The sequence below is a fragment of the Microbacterium sp. NPDC055665 genome, from assembly GCF_053618035.1.
The window spans coordinates 866457-891720 of sequence record NZ_JBSHGY010000001.1 but is presented as its reverse complement, the minus strand read 5'-3'; the positions used below and the strand labels follow the sequence as shown (position 1 = coordinate 891720).

At 70.9% G+C, this 25264-nt stretch carries 24 protein-coding genes; 9 read left to right on the top strand and 15 right to left on the bottom strand.

Annotation, left to right across the window (positions count from 1 at the left end):
• The first annotated feature begins 49 nt into the window (after positions 1 to 49).
• The gene (locus tag ACWGO6_RS04285) at positions 50 to 430 is read left to right on the top strand and encodes a VOC family protein (protein ID WP_136042354.1); all 381 of its coding nucleotides are present in this window, start codon (positions 50 to 52) and stop codon (positions 428 to 430) included.
• Here the strand turns inward: ACWGO6_RS04285 and ACWGO6_RS04280 are convergent.
• The gene (locus ACWGO6_RS04280; RefSeq protein WP_452325932.1) at positions 427 to 846 is read right to left on the bottom strand and encodes a VOC family protein; all 420 of its coding nucleotides are present in this window, start codon (positions 844 to 846) and stop codon (positions 427 to 429) included. The genes ACWGO6_RS04285 and ACWGO6_RS04280 overlap by 4 nt on opposite strands.
• 21 nt (positions 847 to 867) lie before the next feature.
• A complete protein-coding gene (locus ACWGO6_RS04275) occupies positions 868 to 2703 on the bottom strand; it encodes a thiamine pyrophosphate-binding protein (RefSeq protein WP_452325931.1) in 1836 nt (611 codons plus the stop codon).
• Positions 2704 to 2866: 163 nt separating this feature from the next.
• Here ACWGO6_RS04275 and ACWGO6_RS04270 point away from each other — a divergent pair, with 163 nt between their 5' ends.
• On the top strand, positions 2867 to 3376 hold the full coding sequence (locus tag ACWGO6_RS04270) for a phosphoribosyltransferase (RefSeq protein WP_376104108.1): 510 nt from the start codon (positions 2867 to 2869) through the stop codon (positions 3374 to 3376).
• A 19-nt stretch (positions 3377 to 3395) separates the two neighbouring features.
• On the opposite strand, the gene ACWGO6_RS04265 is transcribed toward ACWGO6_RS04270, so the two are convergent.
• The 8 genes from ACWGO6_RS04265 to ACWGO6_RS04230 all read right to left on the bottom strand — a co-directional run bounded on the left by ACWGO6_RS04265 (position 3396) and on the right by ACWGO6_RS04230 (position 10216).
• Positions 3396 to 4919 carry an ATP-dependent DNA ligase gene (locus tag ACWGO6_RS04265; RefSeq protein WP_452325930.1) on the bottom strand — a complete coding sequence of 508 codons (1524 nt, stop codon included), beginning with the start codon at positions 4917 to 4919 and terminating at the stop codon, positions 3396 to 3398.
• A 178-nt stretch (positions 4920 to 5097) separates the two neighbouring features.
• Positions 5098 to 5868, bottom strand: a complete 771-nt coding sequence (locus ACWGO6_RS04260) for an enoyl-CoA hydratase/isomerase family protein (RefSeq protein ID WP_452325929.1) — start codon at positions 5866 to 5868, stop codon at positions 5098 to 5100.
• 15 nt (positions 5869 to 5883) lie between these two features.
• On the bottom strand, positions 5884 to 7047 hold the full coding sequence (gene paaE / locus ACWGO6_RS04255; RefSeq protein WP_452325928.1) for a 1,2-phenylacetyl-CoA epoxidase subunit PaaE: 1164 nt from the start codon (positions 7045 to 7047) through the stop codon (positions 5884 to 5886).
• Between the two features lies 1 nt (position 7048).
• Positions 7049 to 7543 carry a 1,2-phenylacetyl-CoA epoxidase subunit PaaD gene (gene paaD / locus ACWGO6_RS04250; protein ID WP_452325927.1) on the bottom strand — a complete coding sequence of 165 codons (495 nt, stop codon included), beginning with the start codon at positions 7541 to 7543 and terminating at the stop codon, positions 7049 to 7051.
• The gene (paaC, locus tag ACWGO6_RS04245; RefSeq protein WP_452325926.1) at positions 7537 to 8400 is read right to left on the bottom strand and encodes a 1,2-phenylacetyl-CoA epoxidase subunit PaaC; all 864 of its coding nucleotides are present in this window, start codon (positions 8398 to 8400) and stop codon (positions 7537 to 7539) included. Before paaC ends, paaD begins: the two co-directional genes overlap by 7 nt.
• Positions 8397 to 8726: a 1,2-phenylacetyl-CoA epoxidase subunit PaaB gene (gene paaB, locus ACWGO6_RS04240; protein ID WP_452325925.1), complete on the bottom strand. Its 330-nt coding sequence runs from the start codon at positions 8724 to 8726 to the stop codon at positions 8397 to 8399. Before paaB ends, paaC begins: the two co-directional genes overlap by 4 nt.
• The gene (gene paaA, locus ACWGO6_RS04235; protein ID WP_452325924.1) at positions 8726 to 9700 is read right to left on the bottom strand and encodes a 1,2-phenylacetyl-CoA epoxidase subunit PaaA; all 975 of its coding nucleotides are present in this window, start codon (positions 9698 to 9700) and stop codon (positions 8726 to 8728) included. Before paaA ends, paaB begins: the two co-directional genes overlap by 1 nt.
• Positions 9701 to 9796: 96 nt before the next feature.
• Positions 9797 to 10216: a pilus assembly protein CpaE gene (locus ACWGO6_RS04230; protein WP_136042338.1), complete on the bottom strand. Its 420-nt coding sequence runs from the start codon at positions 10214 to 10216 to the stop codon at positions 9797 to 9799.
• A 91-nt stretch (positions 10217 to 10307) separates the two neighbouring features.
• Between ACWGO6_RS04230 and ACWGO6_RS04225 the strand changes: the two genes are divergently transcribed.
• Positions 10308 to 12428: a RecQ family ATP-dependent DNA helicase gene (locus ACWGO6_RS04225; protein ID WP_452325923.1), complete on the top strand. Its 2121-nt coding sequence runs from the start codon at positions 10308 to 10310 to the stop codon at positions 12426 to 12428.
• A gap of 24 nt (positions 12429 to 12452) precedes the next feature.
• On the opposite strand, the gene ACWGO6_RS04220 is transcribed toward ACWGO6_RS04225, so the two are convergent.
• Entirely contained in the window at positions 12453 to 13220 is a 768-nt protein-coding gene (locus ACWGO6_RS04220) for an IclR family transcriptional regulator (protein WP_136042334.1), read from the bottom strand.
• A 158-nt stretch (positions 13221 to 13378) separates the two neighbouring features.
• On the opposite strand from ACWGO6_RS04220, the gene dhaK reads away from it, so the two are divergent.
• From dhaK to ACWGO6_RS04190, 6 genes are all read left to right on the top strand, one after another.
• Positions 13379 to 14371, top strand: a complete 993-nt coding sequence (gene dhaK / locus ACWGO6_RS04215; protein WP_452325922.1) for a dihydroxyacetone kinase subunit DhaK — start codon at positions 13379 to 13381, stop codon at positions 14369 to 14371.
• Positions 14371 to 15015, top strand: coding sequence for a dihydroxyacetone kinase subunit DhaL (dhaL, locus tag ACWGO6_RS04210; RefSeq protein WP_452325921.1), 645 nt, complete (start codon positions 14371 to 14373; stop codon positions 15013 to 15015). The genes dhaK and dhaL overlap by 1 nt, the downstream gene beginning before the upstream one ends.
• Complete coding sequence (ptsP, locus tag ACWGO6_RS04205) at positions 15012 to 17507, top strand: phosphoenolpyruvate--protein phosphotransferase (protein ID WP_452325920.1); 2496 nt, start codon at positions 15012 to 15014, stop codon at positions 17505 to 17507. Before dhaL ends, ptsP begins: the two co-directional genes overlap by 4 nt.
• Before the next feature lie 148 nt (positions 17508 to 17655).
• Positions 17656 to 18948, top strand: coding sequence for a hypothetical protein (locus tag ACWGO6_RS04200; protein ID WP_452325919.1), 1293 nt, complete (start codon positions 17656 to 17658; stop codon positions 18946 to 18948).
• 112 nt (positions 18949 to 19060) lie between these two features.
• Complete coding sequence (paaI, locus tag ACWGO6_RS04195; protein ID WP_452325918.1) at positions 19061 to 19489, top strand: hydroxyphenylacetyl-CoA thioesterase PaaI; 429 nt, start codon at positions 19061 to 19063, stop codon at positions 19487 to 19489.
• 52 nt (positions 19490 to 19541) lie between these two features.
• A complete protein-coding gene (locus tag ACWGO6_RS04190) occupies positions 19542 to 20156 on the top strand; it encodes a TetR/AcrR family transcriptional regulator (RefSeq protein WP_452325917.1) in 615 nt (204 codons plus the stop codon).
• Positions 20157 to 20250: 94 nt separating this feature from the next.
• Here the strand turns inward: ACWGO6_RS04190 and paaZ are convergent, their stop codons facing one another.
• The 4 genes from paaZ to ACWGO6_RS04170 are packed head-to-tail and all read right to left on the bottom strand — an operon-like array spanning position 20251 to position 25170.
• Positions 20251 to 22332 carry a phenylacetic acid degradation bifunctional protein PaaZ gene (gene paaZ / locus ACWGO6_RS04185; RefSeq protein WP_452325916.1) on the bottom strand — a complete coding sequence of 694 codons (2082 nt, stop codon included), beginning with the start codon at positions 22330 to 22332 and terminating at the stop codon, positions 20251 to 20253.
• A gap of 11 nt (positions 22333 to 22343) precedes the next feature.
• Positions 22344 to 23213 (bottom strand): 3-hydroxyacyl-CoA dehydrogenase family protein, encoded by an 870-nt coding sequence (locus ACWGO6_RS04180; protein WP_452325915.1) that lies wholly within the window; start codon positions 23211 to 23213, stop codon positions 22344 to 22346.
• Positions 23210 to 23980: an enoyl-CoA hydratase/isomerase family protein gene (locus ACWGO6_RS04175; RefSeq protein ID WP_452325914.1), complete on the bottom strand. Its 771-nt coding sequence runs from the start codon at positions 23978 to 23980 to the stop codon at positions 23210 to 23212. The genes ACWGO6_RS04180 and ACWGO6_RS04175 overlap by 4 nt, the downstream gene beginning before the upstream one ends.
• A complete protein-coding gene (locus tag ACWGO6_RS04170; RefSeq protein WP_452325913.1) occupies positions 23980 to 25170 on the bottom strand; it encodes a thiolase family protein in 1191 nt (396 codons plus the stop codon). Before ACWGO6_RS04170 ends, ACWGO6_RS04175 begins: the two co-directional genes overlap by 1 nt.
• Between the last annotated feature and the right edge of the window lie 94 nt (positions 25171 to 25264).

Sequence of the window (25264 nt, the reverse complement as noted above, 5' to 3'; positions counted from 1 at the left end):
CGTACGGTGGACGCCGACGGGCGACGGCGCCCGACAGGAGGAGTGCGTGATGGATTGGAAGATCGAACTCATCTTCGTCCCGGTCTCGGACGTCGACCGGTCGAAGGCCTTCTACGAGAAGATCGGCTTCAACGCCGACTGGGACCAGACGCCCGTCGAGGGTCTGCGGTTCGTGCAGATGACTCCGCCGGGGTCGGCCTGCTCGATCGCGTTCGGCACCGGTCTCGGCATCGATCTCGAGCCGGGACAGCAGAATACGATCCAGGTCGTGGTTCCCGACGCCGATGAGGCGTTGGCGCATCTGCAGGGGCTCGGCGTCGAAGCCCGAGGCGTGGAGAACATGGACTGGGGGCGGTTCGTGTCCTTCGACGACCCGGACGGCAACAGCTGGACGCTGCAGGAGCTCCCGGATTACGGCGCTCAGAGCTAGACGGCAGAGGTGGTCGCCGGCATCGACGCGGTGTCGGCGACCACCTCGACCTTGAAGCCTGCGGCGTTCTCGAGCCACCCCGCGTAGTGCTGTTCGCCGCCGGCGTGCGGGTAGCGCTCGGCGTAGAGCGGGTGCCAGCCGTGCGCAGGAGCCTCGGCGATGAGCGCATCCACGGTAGCGGGGGTGCCACCGTGGAACGCCAGATGATTGAGTCCCGCGCGACGACGGTCGTGTGCGGCATCCGACAGATTCGGAGAGGTCGTGAAGGTGAGGTAGGTGCCGCCCGCGGCCCAGGATTCCCCGCCGCCCCATTCGCTGTCGAGCGTGAAGCCCAGGCGATCGAGGATCCAGCGCCATTCCGTGCGCACGGCATCGAGGTCGGCGACCCAGAGTTCGACGTGATGGAGACCCGGCATCCTCCGAGTCTGCCAGTCGCGTCAGGAGTTCACGCGGATGATCTCCTGCTGGTACGGCGCGATGACGTCCCCGGAGATGCGCAGGTCGAGGAGGAGGAAGCGGCGGGAAGCGGCATCCTCGGCGGTCCAGCTCTCGAGGCGGTCGAGGTCGGCGAGCGTGCGCACGACGATGCCCTCCGCTCCGACGGCTGCACCGAACGCGGCGAAGTCCACCTCGGGGATGCGCATCGGTCCCTCGGCCAGCCCCTTGAGGCCGTAGAGGTTGACCTCGGCCCCATAGGCCGCGTCATTCCAGACGACGGCCATGCCCCGGCCACCGGCCGCGCGGACAGCGGATTCGAGATCGGCGATCGCCATCAGCCCACCGCCGTCGCCCGAGGTGAGCACCACGGTCGATTCGCGCCGAGCCAGGGCGGCCCCGACGACGCTCGGCCAGCCCTGCCCGATCGACTGGAAGGCCGTGCCGATCATCATCATCCGATCGGGCGCGGCGACCGGCCAGTACATGTTCGCCCAGCCGATGAAGTGGCCGCCGTCGGACACCACGATGCGGTCCTCGGGAAGAAGCTCCGCGATGCGACGCGCGGCCGACCGCGGGTCGAGGCGTCCGTCGGCGGCGAGGTCGTCACCGGCCTCATACGCCCGGGCCGCCGCGACGTCGACGGTCTCCCGCCACGGGCTCGACGACACAGCTTCGGACATCGAGGGCGACACGCGGGCAGGTGCGGCCGCGGACTCGGCGTGGCGGCCGGCATCTCCGAAGTTGTGCGGGCTGGAAGCGGGAGTGGATGCGGAAGTGGGAGTGGATGCGGAAGCGGGAGTGGAGGCGGAAGCGGGAGTGGAGGCGGAAGCGGGCGCGGATGTGGAAGCGGCGGAGGGAGTGGCGAGCCGGGACACGAGGGCCTCGGCGGCCAGACGCGCGTCGGCGCGCACGAACCCGCCGACGTGGGCATGGGTCGCCGCGGGGGAGATGTCGACCTGGAACACCTTCGTCCCCGGCGCGAAGAGCTCGCCGAAGCGCATCGTGAACTGGTTCAGCGAGGCGCCGAACACCACGGCCACGTCGGCCGTGCGGACGAGTTCCATCGCACCATCGGCACCGAAGCCGCCGGTGACGCCGAGGTCGTACCGCGTGTCGGGGAAGACGCCCCGGCCGAGAGCCGACGATGCTGTCAGAGCTCCGGTCGCCGCGGCGAGCTCGCCCAGAGTGGTGCTGGCGCCGGAGAGCCACGCCCCGCGGCCCGCAAGGAGGAACGGCCGCTGCGCCGTGCGCAGGGCGTCCGCGATCTCGTCGAGCATCCCCTCGGCGAACTCGCCACGCGGCGCGAGCGGAGCGGGCACCCGCGGCGACGGGGCTGCAGGAACGTCGCCGGCTTCGAGAGCCGCGACGTCGTAGGGGATGGCGAGGACCACGGGGACGCGATAGGTCAGCGCGTGCTCGATGGCGATGACCGTCGTGGCGGCCGCATCCGCTCGACCGACCGTATAGGTGCGGGCGCCGACGGCGGAGGCGAGCGCGATCTGGTCGACATCCCACGGGCGCGGGCCCGACGTGGGCTCGTCGCCGACCACGAGCACGAGCGGCACGTGCGCCTGCACGGCCTCGGCCAGAGCGGTCAGCGTGTTGGTGAATCCGGCGCCGTACGTCGAGGTGCCGGCGGCGATGCGCCCGGACGCGCGGAAGTGGGCGTCAGCGGCGACCACGGCGCCCTGCTCGTGGCGGACGGCGGTGAAGGAGGCGTCCGTCTGCGTCTCGATCGCGTCGAGGAAGTAGGCGTTGCCGTTGCCCATCACGCCGAAGACGGAGTCGATGTGCTGGGCGAGGGTGAGAGCGACGTGTGCGGAGACGGTGGGCATGCAAAAGCCTTTCGAGACAGGGACGGAGGAACTGCGGGATCCGTATGTGTCTCGCCTCCGCGTCTTCGCGGAGTGCTTCGTGCCTCTTTTTCAGGCACCGGCCGGGCCGGACCCGCTCAGTCTAGCGGCGAGAGTGCATACCGGGATGCGGGAGAATGCAGAGATGACGGATGCGGCGCTCGAGCGCGAGACACTGACCTGGGACGGCTTCGGAGCGGCGACACGAGAGCTGGCGCGGAACATCCTCGCCACGGGCTTCGAGCCGGAGGTGGTCGTGGCGATCGCCCGCGGCGGGCTGCTCCCGGCCGGCGCCATCGCATACGGTCTCGGGGCGAAGAACTGCGGCGCGATCAACGTCGAGTTCTACACCGGGATCGGCACGGTGCTGGATGCGCCCGAGGTGCTTCCGCCCGAGCTCGACATGGCGTATCTCGACGGCCGCCGGGTGCTGCTCGTCGACGATGTGGCCGACTCCGGGCGCACGCTCGCGCTGGCGGTGCAGCTGCTGCAGGAGAAGGGGGCCGACGTGCGGTCGGTCACGATCTACACCAAGCCCTCGACGATCATCCAGCCCGACTTCGCCTGGAAGGACACCGACCTGTGGATCAACTTCCCGTGGTCGTTCCAGGGCACGGTGCGCGAAGAGGACCTGGGGCTCACGCCCTCGGCCTGAGCCGCCCTCACCCGGCGGGTCATCCGCGCAGCAGTGACCGCAGCGTCTGGATCGTGTCGGCCTCTGCCGCGGTCTTGTCCGGACGGTAGCCCTTCACCCGGGCGAAGCGCAGCGCGATGCCACCCGGATACCGCGGGGAGCGCTGCACGCCGTCGATCGCGATCTCGACGACGATGTCGGAGCGCAGGAACACGGTGGACGCCGTGCGATGCGACTCGTGCTCGGGGAACTCGGAGGTCTGCCACCGCAGCAGCTCGTCGGTGAGCCCCTTGAAGGTCTTGCCCACCATCACGAACCCGCCGGAGTCGCCGAACTCGCCGTCGGGATCGCGCGCACCGAGGTGCAGATTCGAGAGCCACCCCCGACGACGCCCTGAGCCCCACTCTGCGCCGAGCACCACCAGGTCGAAGGTCAGCACCGGCTTGACCTTGACCCACGACTTCCCTCGGCGCCCTGCGGCGTAGGGCGCATCGATCGCCTTGACCACGACACCCTCGTGCCCGGCGGCGAGGGCCTCACGCGACAGCTGCTCGGCGGCATCCGCGTCGGCCGTGACGACGCCGGGCATCCGCCATGCACCGGCCACCCGTTCCAGCTCGGTCAACCGGGTCGAGAGCGGCTCGTCGAGCAGGTCGCGCCCATCGATGTGCAGCACGTCGAAGAACCACGGCCGCAGCACGAGCTCCCGCGAGACCTCTGCCCCGAACCGCGACATGGTCTCCTGGAACGGTCGCGGCCCGCCGTCTTCGTCGAGCGACAGCGTCTCGCCGTCGAGGATGATGTCGTGCACCGGCAGCGACCGCACGATCTCGACGATCTCGGGCACTCGGTGCGTGATGTCGGCGAGGCTCCGCGTGTAGACGCCGACCGCGTCACCGTGGCGGTGCACCTGGATACGGGCGCCGTCGAGCTTGTATTCCACGGATGCCTCGCCGGTGACCTGCAGTGCCTCCGACGCCGTCGCCGCCGTCGAGGCCAGCATCGGCAGGACCGGACGCCCCACTTGGAGCCCGACCGCCTCGAGGTCACCGGGTGCTCCGGTGAGGGCGATGCGCGCGGTCTCGCCGAGGTCGCCCGACAGCATCGCGGCCCGTCGGACGACGGCCGCCGGACGGTCGGACGCTCGGGCGATCGCGTCGAGGAGCACGCCCGACAATGCACCGGTGCGCAGCTCGCCGAGCATCGCGCGCATCAGGAAGTCCCACTCGGCGGCCGTGGCGCGGGAGGCGAGATCGACGAGGATGCCGGTGCGTCCCGCCGCCGAGCCCGAACCCGACGTCGCGGCGAGGGCATCGAGAGACGCGTCGACATCGTCGACGGTGAGTGCGGACTCGTCGGCGTGCGCGATGTCGATTGCCGAGAGCCCGCGCCATCCGACGCCCAATCTGCCCTGGCGTGGTGAGGCGAGGAGCAGGCCCATGACGACCGGAAGCTCGGATGGGTCGGCACGTGCGAGCAGTTCGGCGAGGGCATCGATCTTGGCGAGCCGGGACGACGTGGCCCCGACGCGGTCGGTCGTGGTGACCAGCTCTGCGAGCTTCATCCGAGCATTCTCGCACCGGCCTCCGACATCGGAAGGTTCCGTAGACCGGGGCGGACGTCGTGGACAGGCAAAGGCCCCGCCTCAGGCCGATTCGCGGACGAATGGCCTGATGCGGCGTGATGGCCTGATGCGGCGTGGTGGCCTGCTGCGCGCGTGCATGCGGGCCGACGTCGCGCCCTCAGCGCCCGTGGAACTCCGGTTTCCGCTTCTCCTGGAACGCGGCGAAACCCTCGCGGTAGTCGTCGGTGTCGCACAGGGCGGCCTGCGCGGCGTTCTCGATGCCGACCGCATCCCACAGCGCGAGCCGCTCGTCGCGGATCCGCGCGATCAGCTCCTTGCTCGCGAGGAAGGCCGCCGTGGCGCCGCGGGCGGCCGTCGCGGCAGCGTCCGTCGTCGCCTGCACGACATCGTCGTCGGGGAAGACCCGCGAGAAGAGACCCGAAGTCACGGCCTCGGCCCCGCTCATCAGGCGCCCGGTGTAGATGAGGTCGAGCGTCTTGTGGGCACCGAGCCGGTCGAGGAAGAGCGCATGGCCGCCGGAGTCGAGCGTCGCACCGAGGGCCGCGAACGGCGAGCCGACCTTCGCGGACTCGGCGACGTACACGACATCGGTCGCGATCAGGAGGCCGAGGCCGACGCCGAGGCAGGCGCCGTGCGCGACCGCGAACGTCGGCGCGGGGAACCGGGCCATGCGCTGAAGCAGCGGGGTGACGAGGCCGCCGAGATAGCCGAGCACGTCGTCGTCTCTCGGGTCGACGCCGGAGATGTCGCGCCCGGCGCAGAACGCCCGTCCCTCGCCACGGAGCACGAGCGCCCGCACCCCTGCGGCCTCCGCCGCATCGTACGCGGCATCCAGCTCGTCCAGCGCCTGCTCGTCGAGGGCGTTCCGCTTCGCCGGTGCGTTCAACACGATGGTGGCGACGTCGTCGGCGATGGTGAGGTCGATCATGAGGGCCTCCGGGGGTCAGACGTCGTAGTCGACGACCACACGGTCGCTGGTGGGGTGGGACTGGCAGGTGAGGACGAACCCGCGCTCGAGCTCGTCGGGCTCCAGGGCGTAGTTCTCGGTCATGGTGACACTGCCCTCGAGCACCCGCGCTCGACAGGTACCGCAGACCCCGCCCGCGCAGGCGAAGGGGGCGTCGGGGCGCACGCGCAGGGCGGCGTTCAGCACCGACTCGTGCGCGTCGACGGGGCTCTCCACGGTCGAGGAGACGCCGTCGAGGGTCACCTCGATCCGCACGGTCTTCTCGCCGGCGCGCACCTGCACCGGTCGAGCGGCGCGCGCGGGCTCATCGCCGGTCGTGAACAGCTCGAAGCGGATGTGCGAGCGGTCGACGCCGACGTCGGCCAGCACTTCGCGGCAGAGGTCGACGAGAGCGAGCGGGCCGCACAGGAACCATTCGTCGACGGTGGCGGGAGGGATCAGCGTGCCGAGGATCGTGCGCAGCTTCTCCTCGTCGATGCGGCCCGACAGCACCGGTGCCGCCCGCTGCTCCCGCGAGAGCACGTGGTGCAGCACGAGCCGGGTCGGGTACCGGTCCTTGAGGTCGGCGAGATCTTCGAGGAACATCACGTCGAGCGTGGCGCGATTCGTGTACAGCAGCGTGAACCGCGAGGAGTCGGAGCGGGTCAGCACCGTGTGCGCGAGCGCCATCAGCGGCGTGATGCCGGAGCCCGCGGCGATGCCGACGACATGCCGGTGGTCGAGGTCGTCGAGCCCGGAGGTGAACGTGCCCTGCGGGCTCATCACGTCGATCTGGAACCCCGCGTGCAGGCCCGTCTGCGCCCATGTGGAGAAGAGCCCGCCCTCGTCGCGCTTGACGGCGACGCTGAGGCGCGTGTCCTGCCCGTCGTCACGATGCTCCGGTGCGCGGCACAGCGAGTAGGAGCGCCGCACCTCGATCCCGTCGAGCGTGGTGCGGAGCGCCACGTACTGGCCGGGGAGGTGGTCGTACTCGTCGGCGAGGGCGGCGGGCACCGTGAACGTCACCTCGACCGCGTCGTCGGTGAGCGGGCGCACGTCCTCGACGGTGAGCGTGTGGAAGCGGGCGCGCTTTCGGGGAGCGGTCTCGCGCGCTGTCGTCGCACGGGGGACGACAGCGGGCGCGGAGGTGAAGAGCGACATGTCAGTGCACCTTGAAGTGGTCGAAGGGCTCGAGGCAGGCGCGACATTCGAACAGCGCCTTGCACGAGGTGGAGCCGAAATGGGAGACCTCCCGGGTGTCGAGGGAGCCGCAGCGGGGGCAGCGCACGCTGAGCGCGAGCCGGATGGGACCGGTCGACACCGCGGCACGGCCGGACGGCGGGGCGATCCCGTAGGCGGCGAGCTTGGCCCTGCCGGCATCCGACATCCAGTCCGTCGTCCAGGCGGGGGAGAGGACCAGGCGCACCTCGACCCGGTCGAACCCGGCGGCCGTGAGCGCGAGGATCACGTCGTCGCGGATCGTGTCCATCGCGGGGCAGCCGCTGTAGGTCGGGGTGATGTCGACCCAGACGCGATCGCCGTCGGCCTCGACTGCCCGGAGCACACCGAGGTCTTCGATCGTGAGCACGGGGACCTCGGGGTCGGGCACACCGGCGGCGATGCGCCAGGCCGCCTGGGTCGGGGTGAGGGTCACCATGACGCCCCCGGATGCCGTCGCGCGAGCACCTGCATCTCGGCGAGGATGTGGCCGAGCGGCGTCGCGTGGGCGCCGTGCCGTCCGCCGGCGGAGGAAGCCGCGACCGCGGGCACCGACAGCTCCGCCTCGGCGAAGACCGTGGCGACCACACCGTCGAATCCGGGTCGCAGACTCGACGGGCGCACCGCCGCATCGCCGAGTCGCTCGATCAGGTCGTCGTCGCGGAACAGCTCATCGACGTAGGGCCAGACGTCTCCGATCGCCCGGATGATCCGCGCGCGGGACTCCTCGGTGCCTCCGGCGAGGCGCAGCATCCACTGCACCGCGTGATCGCGGTGGTAGTCGACCTCTTTGAGTGACTTCTCCGCGATCGCCGCGAACGTCTCGTCGCTGCTCTCGCGGAGCGCCGAGTAGAGCTCGAACATGTAGGTGGCGACCACGAACTGCCGGGCGATGGTCTGGGCGAAGTCGCCGTTGGGCTGCTGCACGATCCAGGCGCACCGGAACTCGGGCTCGTCGCGGAAGAAGGCGAGGTCGTCTTCGCTGCGGCCGTCGTACGACCCGGCGTAGTGCAGGAAGGAGCGCGCGTGCCCGAGCAGGTCGAGGGCGATGTTGCCCAGAGCGACGTCCTCCTCCAGCTCGGGGGCGCGGGAGATCCATTCGCCGAGCTGCTGGGAAAGGATGAGCGCGTCGTCCCCGAGGCGCAGCGCGTACTCCGCGATGTCTGCCGATGCCGCGACCGCGCCGGTGCCGGAGAGCTCCTGCGAGAGGCGGAGCTCGTCGACCGAGACGTCGCCGTGCACGTCGCCGTGGACGTCGGTGTCTTCGTGCGCGGTGTTCAGGTGTGGCGCGCTCACAGGTGCGGCACCCCCTCGGAGGCGGTGTAGTAGACGGCGTGGCGGTAGTTCTTGCCGGCCGGGCTCTCGAAGTAGGCGCCCTTGGCGTCGGGGTCGCTCGTCGTGATCGCCTCGGCCGGCGCGACCCAGATCGAGACGCCCTCGCCGCGGCGCGTGTAGAGGTCACGGGCGTTGCGGATCGCCATCTCGGCGTCGGGCGCGTACAGCGATCCGACGTGGACGTGGCTCAGCCCGCGATTGGCGCGGACGAACACCTCCCACAGCGGCCACAATTCCCCACCATGGGTCCCTGAGCCTGCCGAAGGGTCGGCTCCCGGAGTAGCCATCACGCCACCGCCTTCGTCTTCAGGGACTGCTTGCGGGCGTATTCGGCTGCGGCCTCGCGCACCCAGGCGCCCTCTTCGTGCGCGGTGCGTCGGCGCTCGAGCCGCTCGGCGTTGCAGGGGCCGTTGCCGCGGAGCACCTCGAAGAACTCGTCCCAGTCGATCTCGCCGATCACGTACTGCCCCGTCTCCTCGTCGAAGCGCAGGTCGGGGTCGGGGAGGGTCACGCCGAGGATCTCCGCCTGCGGCACGAGCATCCCGACGAAGCGCTGGCGGAGCTCGTCGTTAGAGAACCGCTTGATCTTCCACTTCATCGACTGCGCCGAGTTCGGGGACTGGTCGTCGGGCGGCCCGAACATCGCCAGGCTCGGCCAGTACCAGCGGTTCACGGCATCCTGCGCCATCTCGCGCTGCTCGTCGGTGCCGCGCATGAGGGAGAGGAGGATCTCGAAGCCCTGCCGCTGGTGGAACGACTCCTCCTTGCAGACCCGGACCATCGCGCGTCCGTAAGGGCCGTAGGACGCTCGGCACAACGGCACCTGGTTGCAGATCGCGGCACCGTCGACGAGCCAGCCGATCGCACCCATGTCGGCCCAGGTGGGCGTGGGGTAGTTGAAGATCGACGAGTACTTGGCCTTGCCGCTGATGAGCTGGTCCATCATCTCGTCGCGGGTGGTGCCGAGCGTCTGTGCGGCGGAGTAGAGGTAGAGGCCGTGGCCCGCTTCGTCCTGCACCTTCGCCATCAGGATCGCCTTGCGCTTGAGGCTCGGGGCGCGCGTGATCCAGTTGCCCTCCGGCTGCATGCCGATGATCTCGGAGTGCGCGTGCTGGGAGATCTGGCGCACCAGGGTCTTGCGGTACGCGTCGGGCATCCAGTCGCGCGGCTCGATGCGCTGCTCGTTCGCGATGAGCTCGTCGAACAGGCGCTCCTCATCGGAGATCTCGCCCACGAGGGACAGGTCTGCGGGACTGGTCATCATCGACTCCTCGGCATCGGGCCATCTTTACTGACCGATCGTTAGGTAATTCTGACACAGAGGATGGCGCGTTTCAAGACGGCCCCGCAGCGCGGCTCAGTGCGAGCGGGAGATCAGCTCCAGCAGCGCGCGACCGTACGCTTCGGACGGGTCCGGATGCTCGAAGATCTCGGAGCTGTCCGCGATCTCGATCTCGACGCGGAAGGCGTCTTCGACGCGCGTGAGCGAGCGGAAGGTGCCGCGCAGCAGCTCGCGCAGCTGGTCCTCGCGCGGCAGCCAGACCGCGTCGGCGAGCGTCACCGCGTCCAGCGCCCACTCGGTCGTGCCGTTGAAGGCGAGGTCGGTTCCGCTCGGGGTCTGCCTGGCCTCGATCGTCATCTCGCTGACCGTGAAGACCTCGGCCTCCGCCTCGAGCTCTACCTCGTCGGGAAGATCGAGCTGGAAGCGGTCGCCCTCCGCCGGGTGCCAGACGAGTCCGGCCTCTCGAAGGGTGACGGCGAGCTCGCGAGTGATCATCCCTTCACGCTAGACGACGGAGGATCGCCCGGGATGCGAGCGGGCTGGGATGAGGGCCGGCCGTGTCGGCGGGGTGAGGCAGAGTGGAGGCATGACCTCCCCAGCTCCTGCCGACACCCGCGATGCTGCACTGTCGGCCCTGCGCGAGCTCGTCGGCCGCCCGGACGCCGACTTCCACGACGGCCAGTACGAGGCCATCGAGGCGCTGGTCGAGGGACGCCGGCGTGCGCTCGTGGTGCAGCGCACCGGATGGGGCAAGTCCGCGGTCTACTTCGTCGCGACGCTGCTGCTGCGACGCCAGGGCGCGGGGCCGACCGTGCTCGTCTCGCCGCTGCTTGCGCTCATGCGCGACCAGATCGCCGCCGCCGAGCGCGCGGGTGTGCGCGCGGTCGCCATCAACTCCACCAACGCGCACGAGTGGTCCGACGTGCTCGCCCAGCTCGATCGCGATGAGGTCGACGTGCTGCTGGTCTCCCCGGAGCGGCTCAACAACCCGGCCTTCCGCGAGCAGCAGCTGCCGGCACTCGTCCGCCGCATCGGCATGCTCGTGGTCGACGAGGCGCACTGCATCAGCGACTGGGGGCATGACTTCCGCCCCGACTACCGGCGGCTGCGCGACCTGATCGCGCAGATGCCCGCCGATGTGCCGGTGCTCGCGACCACCGCGACCGCGAACAGCCGGGTCGTGGCCGATGTCGCCGAGCAGCTCGGCAGTCTTCATGCCGGCGAGGGCGAGGCGGCGCCCGTGCTCACGATCCGCGGACCCCTCGCGCGGACCTCGCTGCGGCTGGGTGTGCTGCGGCTGCGCGACTCGGCGAGCCGCCTGGCCTGGTTGTTGAGCCACCTCGACGACCTGCCGGGGTCGGGCATCATCTACACGCTGACCGTCGCCGCTGCGGTCGACACCGCCCGGCTGCTGCGTGATCACGGGCACGACGTCCGCGCATACACCGGGCAGACCGACACCGACGAGCGCGCGGAGTCCGAGGGGATGCTCAAGCGCAACGAGGTCAAGGCGCTGGTCGCCACGAGCGCGCTCGGCATGGGGTTCGACAAGCCCGATCTGGGCTTCGTGCTGCACCTCGGTGCGCCGTCGTCGCCCGTGGCCTACTACCAGCAGGTCGGCCGTGCCGGTCGAGCGAGCGAGAGCGCCGACGTGCTGCTGCTCCCCGGCGTCGAGGACCGCGACATCTGGCACTACTTCGCCACCGCGTCGATGCCCGACCGGGAGCGGGCGGAGCGCGTGATCAGTGCGCTCAGAGACGCCCCGATCTCGACGCCGGCGCTCGAGGCGATGGTCGACATCCGGCGGACGCCGCTCGAGCTGCTGCTCAAGGTGCTCGACGTCGACGGTGCGGTGCGACGCGTACAGGGCGGCTGGGTCGCGACGGGCGACCCCTGGACCTACGACGCGGAGCGCTACGAGCGCATCGCCGCCGAGCGCCTCGCCGAGCAGCAGCACATGATCGACTACGAGCAGACCGACGGATGCCGCATGGAGTTCCTGCAGCGCGCTCTCGATGACGACACCGCGGCTCCCTGCGGGCGGTGCGACAACTGCGCGGGCGGATGGTTCCCGCGCGAGATCGGGGAGTCCGCGACCACGCAGGCCGCGGAGTCGCTCGACCGGGTGGGCGTTCCGATCGAACCCCGTCGCGCCTGGCCGACGGGTGCCGATCGGTTGGAGGTGCCGGTCAAGGGGCGCATCCCCGCCGACGAGCAGGCGGGAGAGGGGCGGGCGCTGGCTCGACTCACCGATCTCGGATGGGGCGGTGCGCTGCGTGAACTCTTCGCCGCGGGTGCATCGGATGCCCCGGTGACGCCGCAGCTGCTCCAGGCCTGCATCCGCGTGCTCGCCGGATGGGGCTGGGAGGAGCGCCCGGTGGCCGTGGTCGCCCTGCCCTCGCGGTCGCATCCGCTGCTCGTGGACTCGCTCGCGCGCGGCCTCGCCGACGTCGGACGACTGCCCTATCTCGGGGCGCTCGAACCGCTCGGCGGCGGCCCGACCGGGCAGCCGGGAGGGAACAGCGTGTTCCGCCTCGGCGGCCTCTGGGATCGGTTCAGTGCCGAGCACCTCGACGTTCCGACGGGACCGGTGCTGCTCGTGGACGACCTCGTCGACAGCCGATGGACGATGACGGTCGCCGCCCGAGTACTGCGGCAGGCCGGTGCGACTCAGGTGCTGCCCTTCGCCCTGGCGCTGCGCGGCTGAGGAGGGCCGGACCGGCGGTCTGAGTCAGTCGTCGGCGGGCGCGACGCGGGGCGGCCACGAGGTCGCGCCGAGTTCCCGCGAGATGTTCCTGGCGGTCTCCCTCAGGGCGTTCATGATCGCGTCGGATGCCGGCGTCTGCGAGGTCGGCAGGACCACCGCGACCGCCGCGACGATGGCGTTCGAGGCATCGGCGACGGGGGCGGCGAGCGAGGACTCGCCCAGCACGGCCTCGTCGAACTCGCCGGCGGTGCCGCGCTCCGCGATCGCGGGCAGTTCCAGGGTCAGACGGGCGACGTCGGTGATCGTGTCCCCGGTGAGGCTGCGCAACGGCTGCTCGAAGACGGTCTGCTGGAAGCCCTGGTCGTAGGCGAGCAGCACCTTGCCCATGGCGGAGGCGTGCGCGGGGATGGCGACACCGGTCTCCAGCATCTGCTGGCTGTCATCGGGGCGCAGGTTGTGGTGGATGACGAGCACGTCGGTGAAGTGCGGGGCCCCCAGTCGCACGGAGAGGTCGGTGCGACGAGCGAGCTCCTGCGTCCAGCGCATCGCCCGCGCACGCACGTCGAGGGTGTCGAGGTACACGTTGCTCAGGCGCAGCAGCGTGGGCCCGAGCATGTAGCGCTGCCCGCCGCGCTCCTTCGCGACGAGGCCGTGCGAGCGCAGCGACTTGACGATCCCGTGCACGGTCGACGGCGGCAGGCTGAGCGCTGCGGCGAGGTCGGTGATGCCGAGGTGGCGTGCTCCCTGGAGCAGTTCGAGGATCTTCGCCGCGCGGTCGATCGCCTGGATCACGGGGGAGCCTCCTTCCGGTGCGTCGTCGAGCCGGTGCGTATGCCGTGCCGGTCTTCAGGATGATCTTGACAACCCGGCAGGCTCCGAGCATATTCGACATTAACGAATTGCTTTCGGATTATGCGAAAGAAATCCCGAGGATCAAAGGAGATCGAACGATGAAGAAGCTCATCAACGCCCCCGAGGACGTTCTCGTCGAATCCCTGAAGGGGGTGGCTCTCGCTCATCCCGAGCTCTCCGTCGACCTGGAGAACCACGTCATCACGCGGGCGACGCCCAAGGCCCAGGGCAAGGTCGCGATCGTCTCGGGCGGCGGGTCCGGCCATGAGCCGCTGCACGGCGGCTTCGTCGGTACCGGGATGCTGGATGCCGCCGTCGCCGGCGAGGTCTTCACCTCTCCGACGCCCGACCGCGTCCAGGTCGCCACGAAGGCCGTCGATCGCGGAGCCGGCGTGCTCCACATCGTGAAGAACTACACCGGCGACGTGCTGAACTTCGAGATGGCCGCCGAGCTCGCCTCCATGGAGGGGATCGAAGTGGGCAGCATCACCGTGGACGACGACGTCGCCGTGCAGGACTCGCTCTACACGGCAGGTCGTCGAGGGGTGGGCCTGACGGTGCTGCTCGAGAAGATCGTCGGGGCCGCAGCCGAAGAGGGCCGCGACCTCGCCGCCGTCGTCGAGCTGGCCCAGAAGGTCAACGGCCAGGGCCGCTCGATGGGCATGGCGCTCACCAGCTGCACGGTTCCGGCCGCGGGCAAGCCCACCTTCGACCTCCCGGACGACCAGATGGAGATCGGCATCGGCATCCACGGGGAACCGGGGCGTCATCGTGAACCGCTCGCTCCGGCCTCCGAGATCGCCCGACAGCTCGTCGAGCCGATCCTCGCCGACATCGACGCGGCGGGCCCGGCGATCGTGATGCTCAACGGCATGGGGGCGACGCCGCTGATCGAGCTGTACCTGATGTACGGCGAGGTCGCGGCGATCCTCGAGAAGTCCGGGGTGCAGATCGCCCGGAACCTGGTGGGCAACTACATCACCTCGCTCGACATGGCGGGCTGCTCGGTCACGGTGCTCAAGGCCGACGACGAGCTGCTGCGCCTCTGGGACGCCCCCGTGAACACCCCCGGCCTGCGGTGGGGTGCGTGATGGCAGCTGTCGACACCGCCGTCCTCACGAATTGGGTCTCCCGTTTCGGTGCGGCCGTCACGGAGGAGCGCGACTGGCTCACCGAGCTCGACTCGGCGATCGGCGACGCCGACCACGGCGCGAACATGGCCCGGGGGATGAACGCCGTGAGCGAGAAGCTCGCGGCGGGCGCTCCCGCCACGGTCGATGAGCTGCTGAAGACCGTGGGCATGACGCTGGTGAGCTCCGTGGGCGGGGCCAGCGGACCGCTCTACGGCACGTTCTTCCTGCGGATGGGGATGGCGGCCGGTGCCGTGTCCGAGCTCGACGGTCCGGCGCTCGCCGCCGCCCTGCGCGCAGGCCTCGACGGCATCGTGGCGCGGGGGAAGGCCGAGGCGGGCGACAAGACGATGTTCGACGCGATGGCTCCGGCCGTCGATGCGCTCGATGCCGCGCTCGCCGGAGGCGCGTCCGTCGCCGATGCCGTCAGGACGGCAGCGGATTCGGCAGTCGACGGTCGCGACGCCACGCTCCCGCTCGTCGCCCGCAAGGGCAGGGCCAGCTACCTCGGCGAACGCAGCGCCGGGCACCTCGACCCGGGGGCCGCATCGACGGCGATCCTGTTCGACACGCTCGCCGCAGCCGTGGCGGACGGCGCCGGATGATCGGGATCGTCGCCGTCTCCCACAGCGCTCGGCTCGGGGAGGCGGCTCTGGAGCTTGCCCTGCAGATGGTGCAGGGTGACGGGGTGCGCGTGCAGGTCGCCGCCGGCGCGGGAGTGGACGGTGACGGCGCACCGATCCTCGGGACGGATGCGGTGGCGGTGGCTGCCGCGATCGACGAGCTCGCGGCGGACTGCGACGGCGTCCTGGTCCTCATGGACCTCGGATCGGCCGTGCTGAGTGCTGAGCTCGCGCTCGAGCTGCGGTCGAGCGACGTCCCCGTGCGGCTCGCGCCCGCTCCGTTCGTGGAGGGACTGCTCGCCGCCGTCGTCTCCGCCGCGGCGGGCGGAGGGTTGGACGCGGTCGCTGAGGAGGCGACCGCGGCACTCGGCGCGAAGACCGGGCAGCTCGGAGGTCCCGACGATGCGGGCCCATCGCCGGAACCAGAGAACGAGCCCGCCGGCGAGGAGCTCGTCCGGCGGGTGCGGGTGCGGAATCCGCTGGGTATCCATGCGCGCCCCGCCGCGCTGATCGCGGAAGCCTCGGCCGGGACCGATGTGCGGCTGCGTCGTCTTCCCGACGGTCCGGATGCGTCGGCCGCGAGCCTCTCGCGACTGCTGATCCTCGGGGCTCGGCAGGGCGACGAGCTGGAACTGGTCGCGCGCGGCCCGGAATCGGCCGCGGTCCTGGAGAAGCTGTCGGCGCTGTTCGACGACGGATTCGGAGAGGGGACGGACGAAGCGACGCCGACGGCCACTTCGGCGGCTGCGGGATCCGCGGCTCCGGTGTCCGACGCCCCGGTGTCCGACGCTCCGGTGCCCGTCATCGCGCCCGGGGCGGTGCTGCGGGGACGCGGCGTCAGTCCCGGCCGGGTGGCCGCGCCGCTCGTGCATCTCGCGCCGGCGGTCGGCGAGCCGGCGGCGGGCGCTGTGGTCGCTGTGGAGGACCGTGACGCCGAGGTCTCGGCGATCGAGTGGGCAGCCGTGGCCGTGGCGGATCAGCTGCGTGCGCGGACGTCCCAGGCGACGGGGGAGACCAGGGCGATCCTCGATGCGTCGCGCCTGCTGGCCTCCGACCCCGAGCTGGTGTCGGAGGCGACGGCGCTCGTCCGGTCGAAGGGCCGCACCGCGGCGCGCGCGATCTGGGAGACCGCAGCAGCGCACGAGAAGGGTGTGGCCGCGCTGGGAGGCCGGATGGCGGAGCGTGTCGCCGACATCCGCGACGTGCGCGACCGGATCATCGCCGAGATCCTGCAGGTCGACATGCCGGGGGTGCCCGAGCGCGATGAGCCGTTCGTGCTCGTGGCGACGGACCTCGCGCCCGCCGACACCGCAGCCCTCGCCGGAGGGCACTGCGTCGCGCTCGTCACCGAGCAGGGCGGGCCCACGTCGCACACCGCGATCATTGCGCGATCGCTCGGTCTTCCCGCGGTCGTCGGCGTCGCCGGTGCGGTCGGCATCCCGGTCGGCTCGACCCTCCTCGTCGACGGCGGGCGCGGAACGGTCGAGGTCGATCCGCCGGCATCCCGCATCTCGGAAGCGCAGGCGGCCGCGACCGTGGTGGAGTTCGACGGATCAGGGCGCCTCGCCGACGGGCACCGCGTGGCGCTGCTGGCGAATGTGGGCGGCACCCCGGACGCGGTGACCGCCGCGGCCGCACGAGCAGAGGGCATCGGCCTGTTCCGCACCGAGTTCTGCTTCCTCGACCGGGCCGAGGCTCCGACGGTCGCGGAGCAGACCGCCGCGTATCGCGGGGTTCTCGCCGCATTCCCCGACCGCAAGGTCGTCGTGCGCACGCTCGATGCGGGGAGCGACAAGCCCCTCCCGTTCGCGAACTCCGACAAGGAGGACAACCCGGCGCTCGGGGTGCGGGGGCTCCGGATCGCACGCCGTCGGCCGCAGCTGCTCGACGATCAGCTACGTGCACTCGCGCTCGCCGCGGCGGAGGAGGCGGCCGAGGTCGAGGTCATGGCCCCGATGGTGGCCACCGTCGAAGAGGCCGGGGAGTTCGCCGAGCTCGCGCGCGCGGCGGGTATCGGCCGCGTCGGCATCATGATCGAGACGCCGTCGGCAGCACTGCTCGCCGCCGAGCTGTTCGAGGTGGTCGACTTCGTGAGCCTCGGAACCAACGACCTCGCGCAGTACACGCTGGCCGCCGACCGGCTGCTGAGCGACCTGGGTGATCTCAACGATCCGTGGCAGCCGGCGGTGCTGCGCCTGATCGGTATGGTCGGTGCGGCGGGGCGTGCGGCCGGAAAACCGGTGGGCGTCTGCGGCGAGGCGGGCGGGGACCCGGCCCTCGCCCCGGTGCTCGTGGGACTCGGAGCGACTTCGCTCTCGATGACCCCGCGGTCGCTCGGACGAGTGGCCGACGCGCTCCGTGACGTGACCGAGGAGGAGTGCCGTCGCGCTGCTGATGCCGTGCTCGGGGCCGCGACGGCGGCGGAGGCCAGGGCCGTGGGAGCCGCCGCTCTGCAGCGTGCCGATGCCCGGTGATCGCGCCGTATATGCGTGCCCCGGCATGTTCAGAATCTCATTCTGATCTCGACATGGAGCGAGAACCTCGTGAGGCCGGGGCGAGGCCCTAGGCTCGGCCGCACGGGGGTGCGCCGATGCCGGCGCCGAGTGTGGATCGGAGTGGGACATGTCGCGGTCGAAGACGTTCGTGAGGGGCCTGATCGGTGTCGTCGCGGCAGGGGCGTTGGTGGCGTTGTCGGGGTGCGCCCCGACTCCGCAGTCCACGCCCACCCCCGAGCCCACGGTCTCGGAATCCCCAGCTCCTGATCCGTATGCCGGACCGATCGCCTTCGTCGGTGACGAGCTGGACTGGTTCCTGCTGAGCGCCGAGGAGATCTCCGGTCTGCTTCCCGATGTGGGTGATGTCAGTCCGGCGGTGCCCTCTCTGATCCAGGTGTCCGACGGCGGTGGCTACGAGCCGGACCCGGCGATCTGCAACGCGGTCTACGCCGAAGCCTCGCTCGGCTCCATCGGCGCACGCTCCGTCACGTGGACGAGCACGATTCCCGAAGGGCGCGAGGGCTGGCTTCACGTGCTGCAGTTCGCCGATGAAGCGGCTGCCACGGCGCGCATGGACCAGTATGCCGAGGCCGCGGAACAATGCGGATCCTTCGAGTACGGTGGGGCGCCTTCTTCCTTCGCCTCGTCGACGGTCGAGGGCGACGGGGGCGTCCGTGCCATCGCCGGCTCCCTCGTGCTCACCTATCCCGAGGGCGGTGGCTACAGCCTCTACAAGAGCTACTCCTCGGTCGGAAACGTGATCGTCGAGATGTGGCAGCCCTTCACTGGTGAACCCGCGTTCGACACCGAGGCCGCCGCAGCGCTGCTGCGCGACCGAGCAAGCGAGGCCACGGCGAAGCTGATCGACGAGTTGCCGGAGAACCCGCCGGTTTCCGTGGACGTCCCTGCCGCCGACCCCGCTGCGCCCTGGAGCGAGTGGGAGATCACGACTGCGGGGGTCGGCCCGGTGCGCCTGGGGGCCGAGCTCGATGAGGCCATCGCCGCCGTTCCCGGAGCGCGGGTCGCGGAGCCCGAGTGGCCGGGGGCGCCGACGCGATTGATCTCGGCCGATGGGTCGGCATCCCTGGTGCTCTGGACGCAGGACGAGTCGACCGTCGTCGCCGGGGTCTCCGTCGGCATCGCGAACGTCGCAGGTGACCTGACCCACGATGGCGCGTCTCTTCCGTCTGCCGACGGTGTGCGCGTCGGCGATCCCCTGAGCGCCGCGGTGTCCGCCTTCCCCCAGGGCACGGCATTGCGCATCGTCTCCTCGGGAGAGTACTTCTACGAGTGGTCCAGCCGCGAGGGGGTCGTGATGCGGTTTCGACTCGATCGCGACTCGACCCTCGACGCCGCTGCGGTGATCACCGGCGTCATGGTCGAGGACGCCACGCTCCGCAAGGGACTGATCTTCGGCTGACCCGCGCGCGGCGAGCCGCCGCGGACAACCCTTCTTTACCGATCGATCGGTCAGTTAGTATGGGCCGCGCGGATGCTGTCGCTGCGGCGTCCGCGCGACGAGGAGGTCGACGATGACGGATGCGACGCCGCGGGCCACGGACGCCGTGCGCCCCAACCGCGCCATGATGGAGCGCGACCGCGCCTCCGCCTCGCTGGGTCTCGTCGTCGAACGCGATGATCCCGGTCACGCCGTGGTCTCGATGCGCGTGCGCGACGACATGACCAACGGGTTCCACATCACCCATGGCGGCTTCGTCTTCGCCCTGGCCGATACGGCGTTCGCGATCGCCTGCAACGAGGCCGATCGGGTCACGGTGGCCGCGGGCGCCGACATCTCGTTCCTGAAGTCGACCGTCGCCGGACAGACGCTGACCGCGACGGCCGTGCGGCGCACCCGCAGCGGACGCTCCGGCATCTACGACGTGACGGTCGTCGACGAACTCGGCGATCCGGTCGCGGAGTTCCGTGGCCGCTCGCGCACCACCGATCAGACCTTCTGACCTCGCGCGGCCGCTCCCGGCCGACCGCGCGATCCGATGCGAGACTGTGGGGATGTCCGAGATGCAGAGCACGCGACGAGGCCGCCCCGGTTACGACCAGCAGGGCATCCTCGCCGTCGCCGTCGCCGCGTTCAACGAGCACGGGTACGACGCGACCTCGATCGGGAAGCTGGCCGAGCGCCTCGGCCTGTCGAAGTCGGCGATCTACCATCACTTCGGTTCGAAGGACGAGATGCTCGATCTCGCGCTCGACGCGGCGCTCAGCGGGCTCGAGGCGGTGGTGGACGACCCGCTTCCGGCCACGGTCGATCGTGAGGGGTCCCGCGCGGTCGCCCGCCTCGAGCACGTGCTCCGCGGGGCCGTGCACGTGCTCGTCGACCAGCTTCCCGCCGTCACGCTGCTGCTGCGGGTGCGTGGCAACACCGATGTCGAGCGCCGGGCGCTCACCCGCCGTCGCGCGTTCGACCGCCGGATCACGGCGCTCGTCTCCGAGGCGCAGGTCGAGGGTACGCTGCGCGCCGACATCGATGCCAGCGTCGTGGCCCGCCTGGCGTTCGGAATGATCAACTCGATCGTGGAGTGGTACCGTCCGGGAGGACGCGAGGGCGCGGCCCGGCTCGCCGACGACGTCGTCGCCATCGCCCTCGACGGCCTGCGCCGCCGCTGAGGCCGTCCGCCGAGACCCCGTCTTCCCGCCGAGACCCCGTCGTATTCGAGTCGGAAGGACGGGGTCCCGGCGACAGCCCGGGGTTTCAGCCGGGCTACACCGCGGCGAGTTCCTTCGCGACGAGGGTGAGCACGTCGTACGTGGCCACGATCTCGTCGCGCTGGTTCTTCAGCACCGCGTCCCAGCGCACCTCGCCGTACTCGTCGGTCTCACGCGGAGTGATCTGCTTGGCGGTGAGCTCGACGCGGATTTCGTCGCCAGGGGAGACCGGGGTCAGGAAGCGCAGGTTCTCCAGGCCCGAGTTGGCGAGGACGGGTCCGGGTGCGGGGTCGACGAACAAACCGGCAGCCCACGACACCAGCAGATACCCGTGGGCGACGCGACCCGGGAAGAACGGGTTGGCGGCGGCGGATTCCTCATCCATGTGCGCGTAGAAGCTATCGCCGGTGAAGGTCGCGAAGGTCTCGATGTCTTCCAGCGTCACCGCGCGGGAGCCGCTCGCGACCTGGTCGCCGATGCGCAGCTCGGCCAGCGACTTGCGGAAGGGGTGCACGCCACCGCTCTCCTCGTACGGCCGTGCCGCCGTGCCCTGATGCCACACGCCGGTGAGGGCGGTCAGCATCGCGGGGGAGCCCTGCACCGCGGTGCGCTGCATGTGGTGCAGGACGGCGCGGATGCCGCCGAGCTCCTCGCCGCCGCCGGCGCGGCCCGGGCCGCCGTGCACGAGGTTCGGCAGCGGCGAGCCGTGACCCGTCGAGCTGCGGGCGTCGTCGCGGTCGAGGAAGAGCACCCGTCCGTTGTAGGCGGCCATGCCGGTGGCGAGCGCCACGGCGACGTCGGGGTCGTGCGTGGCGACACTCGTGACCAGCGAACCTCCGCCGCGCGCGACCAGGGCACTGGCCTCGTCGAGGGTGCGATAGCCGACGATGCTCGAGACCGGACCGAACGCCTCGATCTCGTTGACGGCTGCGCTCTCCGGGTCCGGGAAACGCAGCAGCATCGGGGCGAGGAAGGCGCCATCCGGGGCGGGTCCCTCTGTTCCGTCGCCGTGCCGCACGTCCGGAGCATCGGTCGAGCCGATGACCAGGTCACCACCGCCGTCTTGCAGCCGTGCCACCTGGCGCAGCACCTCATCGCGCTGTGCGGTCGAGGCCAGCGGCCCCATCGTCACGCCTTCCGCCCGTGGGTCGCCGAGCACGATGCGCTCGGAAAGTCGTGCCCGCACGGCATCGATCACGTCGTCGACGACACCGGTCGGCACGATCGCGCGTCGGATCGCCGTGCACTTCTGCCCGGCCTTGCTGGTCATCTCCGCCACGAGCTGCTTGACGTAGGCGTCGAACTCCGGGGTGCCCGCGACCGCGTCGGTCCCCAGGATCGACGCGTTGATGGAGTCGGTCTCGCTCGTGAAGCGCACCCCGCCCGTCTGCACCGCATCGTGCGCCCGCAGCCGTTCTGCGGTGGACGCCGACCCGGTGAACGCCACGAGATCCCCCAGGCGGAGCTCGTCGAAGAGGCCGGGAACACTGCCCGAGACGAGCTGCAGGGAGCCCTCGGGCAGCAGCCCGGAGTCGACCATGATCCGCACCATCGCCTCGGCGAGGTACCCGGTCGGCGTCGCGGGCTTCACGACGGTCGGCACGCCGGCCAGGAACGCCGGGGCGAACTTCTCCAGCGAGCCCCAGACCGGGAAGTTGAAGGCGTTGATCTGCACGGCGACACCGGGGAGGCGCGTGTAGATGTGGCGCCCGAGGAAGGAGCCGTCCCTGGACAGGTTCTCCACCGCGCCGTCGACGAAGACCTTCGCGTTCGGCAGCTCCCGCCTGCCCTTGCTGGAGTATGCGAACAGCACGCCGATGCCGCCGTCGATGTCGACCCACGAATCCTGTGCGGTGGCGCCGGTGCGGCTCGAGATCTCGTACAGCTCCGCCTTGCGCTCGGTGAGGGCGAGCGCCAACTGCTTGAGCCGCACTGCGCGCTGGTGGAAGGTCAGCTGGGCGAGCGAGGCCTGCCCCGCGGAGCGCGCATGGGCGAGAGCCCCGGCGAGGTCGATGCCCTCGGTCGACACGCGGGCGACGAGTTCGCCCGTCGATGCGTCGCGCACCTCGGTCGCCTCGGCGCCGGCATCCGGCGACCACCAGGATCCCTGCAGATAGCTGGGGAGGATCTCGGTCATGTCAGTTCCCTTCATGAGGCGTCCCATTCGTAGAAGCCGCGTCCGCTCTTGCGCCCGAGGTGACCCTCGGCGACGAGACGGCGCAGCAGAGCCGGCGGTTCGAAGCGCTCGCCGAGATTCGCGGCGAGGTACTCGGAGATGCCGAGCCGCACATCGAGTCCGACGATGTCGGTGAGGCGGAGCGGTCCGACCGGATGCTTGTAGCCCAGCGTCATGGCGGTGTCGATGTCTTCGGCGGAGGCGACGCCCTCCTCGAGCATCCGGATCGCCTCCAGGCCGATCGCGACGCCGAGCCTCGACGACGCGAACCCGGGGGCGTCGGTCACGACGATCGGGGTCTTGCCGAGGGCTTGCACCCAGCTGCGCGCATCGTCGACGAGCGGGGGAGCGGTGGCCGCGCCCCGCACGATCTCGACCAGGGTCGATGCCGGCACCGGGTTGAAGAAGTGCATTCCGAGGAACCGCGACGGCCGATCGAGCACCGCTGCGAGCTCATCGATCGAGATCGAGGAGGTGTTCGAGGCGAGGGCCGCGTCCGGTCCGATCTGCGCTTCGACGCGGGTGAGTGCGTCGACCTTCAGGGCCAGATCCTCCGGCACCGCTTCCACGACGAGGTCGCACGGCGCGAACGACCCGACGTCCGTGCCGGTGCCGAAGCGTGTCCGATAGGCGTCTCCCGGTTCCGCTGCCGCGCCTCGGACGATCGAGGCGTCGACCGATTCGAGCACGCGATGTGCGGCGGCCTCGGCGCTCTCCGGATCGCGTTCGACCACGGTGACCCGGGAGCCGGCCAGCAGGAACGCGTGAGCGATGCCGGCGCCCATGCGTCCGCCGCCGAGCACCCCGACGTGCGCGGGAGCGAGGTGAGTGGCCCCGGTCATCGGTCTCTCCGTTCCAGGAAGTCGGTCATGCGTCGGAACTTCTCCGGGCTCTCGAAGAGCTCGGCCTGGGCTTCCAGATCGGCGGCGGGGTGGCGGTCGCGGGGTGCGCGGAACACCCGCTTGGTCGCGATGGTGGCGGCCGGGTCGTTGCGGGCGATCCGGTCGGCGATCGCCTCGGCTGCGGCCAGCAGCTCCTCGGCGTCATGGATCGCCGAGACGAGACCGATCCGCAGCGCCTCCTCGGCCCTGACCGTGCGCCCGGTGAGCAGCAGCTCGATCGCCCTGGCATCGCCGACGATCTCCTTCAGTCGCCAGCTCGCACCGGCGGCGGCGAGGATGCCGAGTCCCGTCTCCGGGTTGCCGATCGCGAGCGTGGGAGTGGCGATGCGGATGTCGGCGGCGTAGGCGAGTTCGGCGCCGCCGCCCAGGGCATAGCCGTCGATGGCCGCGATGACGGGCATCGGCAGCTCGGCGACCCGCACGAAGGCGTGGGCGTTGATGCCGCGCAGCGCATCGGCGGCCCGGCGTTCGCGCAGTTCGGCGATGTCGGCGCCCGCCGCGAAGACGCCGTCGGCGCCGACGAGGATGAGGGTGCGCGGAGCCTCCTCGAGTTCATCGCAGAGGAGGTGCAGGGCATCGATCGTGGCCTGGTCGATCGCGTTGCGCTTGTGCGGGCGGTTGAGCGTCGCGATCACACAGTCGGGGCGCCGCTCGACGAGCAGCGGCTCTTCGGCGGCTGCGTGCTCGGCTGGCGATTCCGCGTGCATCACACCTTCTCCAGGATCACGGCCGCACCCTGTCCGACCCCCACGCACATCGTGGCCAGGCCGTGCCGCGAGCCTTCGCGCTCCATGCGTCCGAGCAGCGTGATCAGCAGACGGGAGCCGGACGAGCCGAGCGGGTGACCGAGGGCGATGGCCCCGCCGTCGGCATTGACCCGCTCGTCGTCGAGACCCAGTCGACGGATGCAGGCGATCGACTGCGTGGCGAAGGCCTCGTTGAGCTCGACGGAGCCGATGTCGTCGATGGTCAGTCCGGCGCGGCGGAGCGCCTTCTCCGTGGCGGGCACGGGGCCGAGGCCCATGACCTCGGGGGCGAGACCGGCGCTGGTGCCGACGACGATCCGGGCGCGGGGCACGAGGCCGTGTCGCTCGACGGCCTCGGCGCTCGCCACGACGATCGCCGAGGCGCCGTCGTTGAGGGCGCTGGAGTTCCCGGCCGTCACGACGCTGCCGCCGGCGACCACGGGGCGCAGTCGGGCGAGTGCGTCGAGTGTCGTCTCGGGCCGCGGCCCCTCATCGACCCGCACCTCTCCGGTGGCGGTCGGCACGCCGACGATCTCGGGTGCGAAGCGTCCGGCCGCGATCGCCGCGGCGGCGCGCTGCTGCGAGCGGAGCGCGAAGGCGTCGGCCTCGTCGCGCGTGATCCCGTCGGTGCGGGCGACCTCCTCCGCGGTCTCGGGCATCGCGAAGGTCGCCTTGTCGCGGGCGACGAGCCGGGGGTTCGGGAAGCGCCAGCCGATCGAGGTGTCGAATGCCGGGCCGGGCTTGGACCAGGCCTTCTCGGGCTTGGCCTGCACCCAGGGCGCTCGGGTCATCGACTCGACGCCGCCGGCGACGATGAGGTCGGCGTCTCCGGCGCGGATCGCCTGCGCGGCCATCGTCACGGCGGACATGCCGGAGGCGCAGAGCCGGTTCACGGTGATGCCGGGAACGCTGTCGGGGAGTCCGGCGAGCAGCACCGCCATCCTGGCGACGTTGCGGTTGTCCTCGCCGGCCTGATTCGCCGCACCGAGGATGACCTCGTCGATGTCGATCCGTGCCGCATCGATTCCGGCCCGACGTACGGCCTCGGCCACCACGATCGAGGCGAGGTCGTCGGGGCGGACGGTGGCGAGCGCGCCGCCGTAGCGTCCGACCGGGGTGCGCGCCCCTCCGACGAGGAATGCCTCGGTCATGCGGATCTCCTGACTTCGTCGTCTCGGCGGGTCGTAGCCCGGCTCTTCGGCCCGGAATTACTGACCGATCGTATGGTAATTATGGCACAGGCGC

Bases quoted from the DNA above. Each gene is read 5' to 3' on its own strand.
- ACWGO6_RS04285 (WP_136042354.1), top strand. From the start codon at position 50: ATGGATTGGAAGATCGAACTCATCTTCGTCCCGGTCTCGGACGTCGAC.
- ACWGO6_RS04280 (WP_452325932.1), bottom strand. From the start codon at position 846: ATGCCGGGTCTCCATCACGTCGAACTCTGGGTCGCCGACCTCGATGCC.
- ACWGO6_RS04275 (WP_452325931.1), bottom strand. From the start codon at position 2,703: ATGCCCACCGTCTCCGCACACGTCGCTCTCACCCTCGCCCAGCACATC.
- ACWGO6_RS04270 (WP_376104108.1), top strand. From the start codon at position 2,867: ATGACGGATGCGGCGCTCGAGCGCGAGACACTGACCTGGGACGGCTTC.
- ACWGO6_RS04265 (WP_452325930.1), bottom strand. From the start codon at position 4,919: ATGAAGCTCGCAGAGCTGGTCACCACGACCGACCGCGTCGGGGCCACG.
- ACWGO6_RS04260 (WP_452325929.1), bottom strand. From the start codon at position 5,868: ATGATCGACCTCACCATCGCCGACGACGTCGCCACCATCGTGTTGAAC.
- paaE (WP_452325928.1), bottom strand. From the start codon at position 7,047: ATGTCGCTCTTCACCTCCGCGCCCGCTGTCGTCCCCCGTGCGACGACA.
- paaD (WP_452325927.1), bottom strand. From the start codon at position 7,543: ATGGTGACCCTCACCCCGACCCAGGCGGCCTGGCGCATCGCCGCCGGT.
- paaB (WP_452325925.1), bottom strand. From the start codon at position 8,726: ATGGCTACTCCGGGAGCCGACCCTTCGGCAGGCTCAGGGACCCATGGT.
- paaA (WP_452325924.1), bottom strand. From the start codon at position 9,700: ATGACCAGTCCCGCAGACCTGTCCCTCGTGGGCGAGATCTCCGATGAG.
- ACWGO6_RS04230 (WP_136042338.1), bottom strand. From the start codon at position 10,216: ATGATCACTCGCGAGCTCGCCGTCACCCTTCGAGAGGCCGGACTCGTC.
- ACWGO6_RS04225 (WP_452325923.1), top strand. From the start codon at position 10,308: ATGACCTCCCCAGCTCCTGCCGACACCCGCGATGCTGCACTGTCGGCC.
- dhaK (WP_452325922.1), top strand. From the start codon at position 13,379: ATGAAGAAGCTCATCAACGCCCCCGAGGACGTTCTCGTCGAATCCCTG.
- dhaL (WP_452325921.1), top strand. From the start codon at position 14,371: ATGGCAGCTGTCGACACCGCCGTCCTCACGAATTGGGTCTCCCGTTTC.
- ptsP (WP_452325920.1), top strand. From the start codon at position 15,012: ATGATCGGGATCGTCGCCGTCTCCCACAGCGCTCGGCTCGGGGAGGCG.
- ACWGO6_RS04200 (WP_452325919.1), top strand. From the start codon at position 17,656: ATGTCGCGGTCGAAGACGTTCGTGAGGGGCCTGATCGGTGTCGTCGCG.
- paaI (WP_452325918.1), top strand. From the start codon at position 19,061: ATGACGGATGCGACGCCGCGGGCCACGGACGCCGTGCGCCCCAACCGC.
- ACWGO6_RS04190 (WP_452325917.1), top strand. From the start codon at position 19,542: ATGTCCGAGATGCAGAGCACGCGACGAGGCCGCCCCGGTTACGACCAG.
- paaZ (WP_452325916.1), bottom strand. From the start codon at position 22,332: ATGACCGAGATCCTCCCCAGCTATCTGCAGGGATCCTGGTGGTCGCCG.
- ACWGO6_RS04180 (WP_452325915.1), bottom strand. From the start codon at position 23,213: ATGACCGGGGCCACTCACCTCGCTCCCGCGCACGTCGGGGTGCTCGGC.
- ACWGO6_RS04175 (WP_452325914.1), bottom strand. From the start codon at position 23,980: ATGCACGCGGAATCGCCAGCCGAGCACGCAGCCGCCGAAGAGCCGCTG.
- ACWGO6_RS04170 (WP_452325913.1), bottom strand. From the start codon at position 25,170: ATGACCGAGGCATTCCTCGTCGGAGGGGCGCGCACCCCGGTCGGACGC.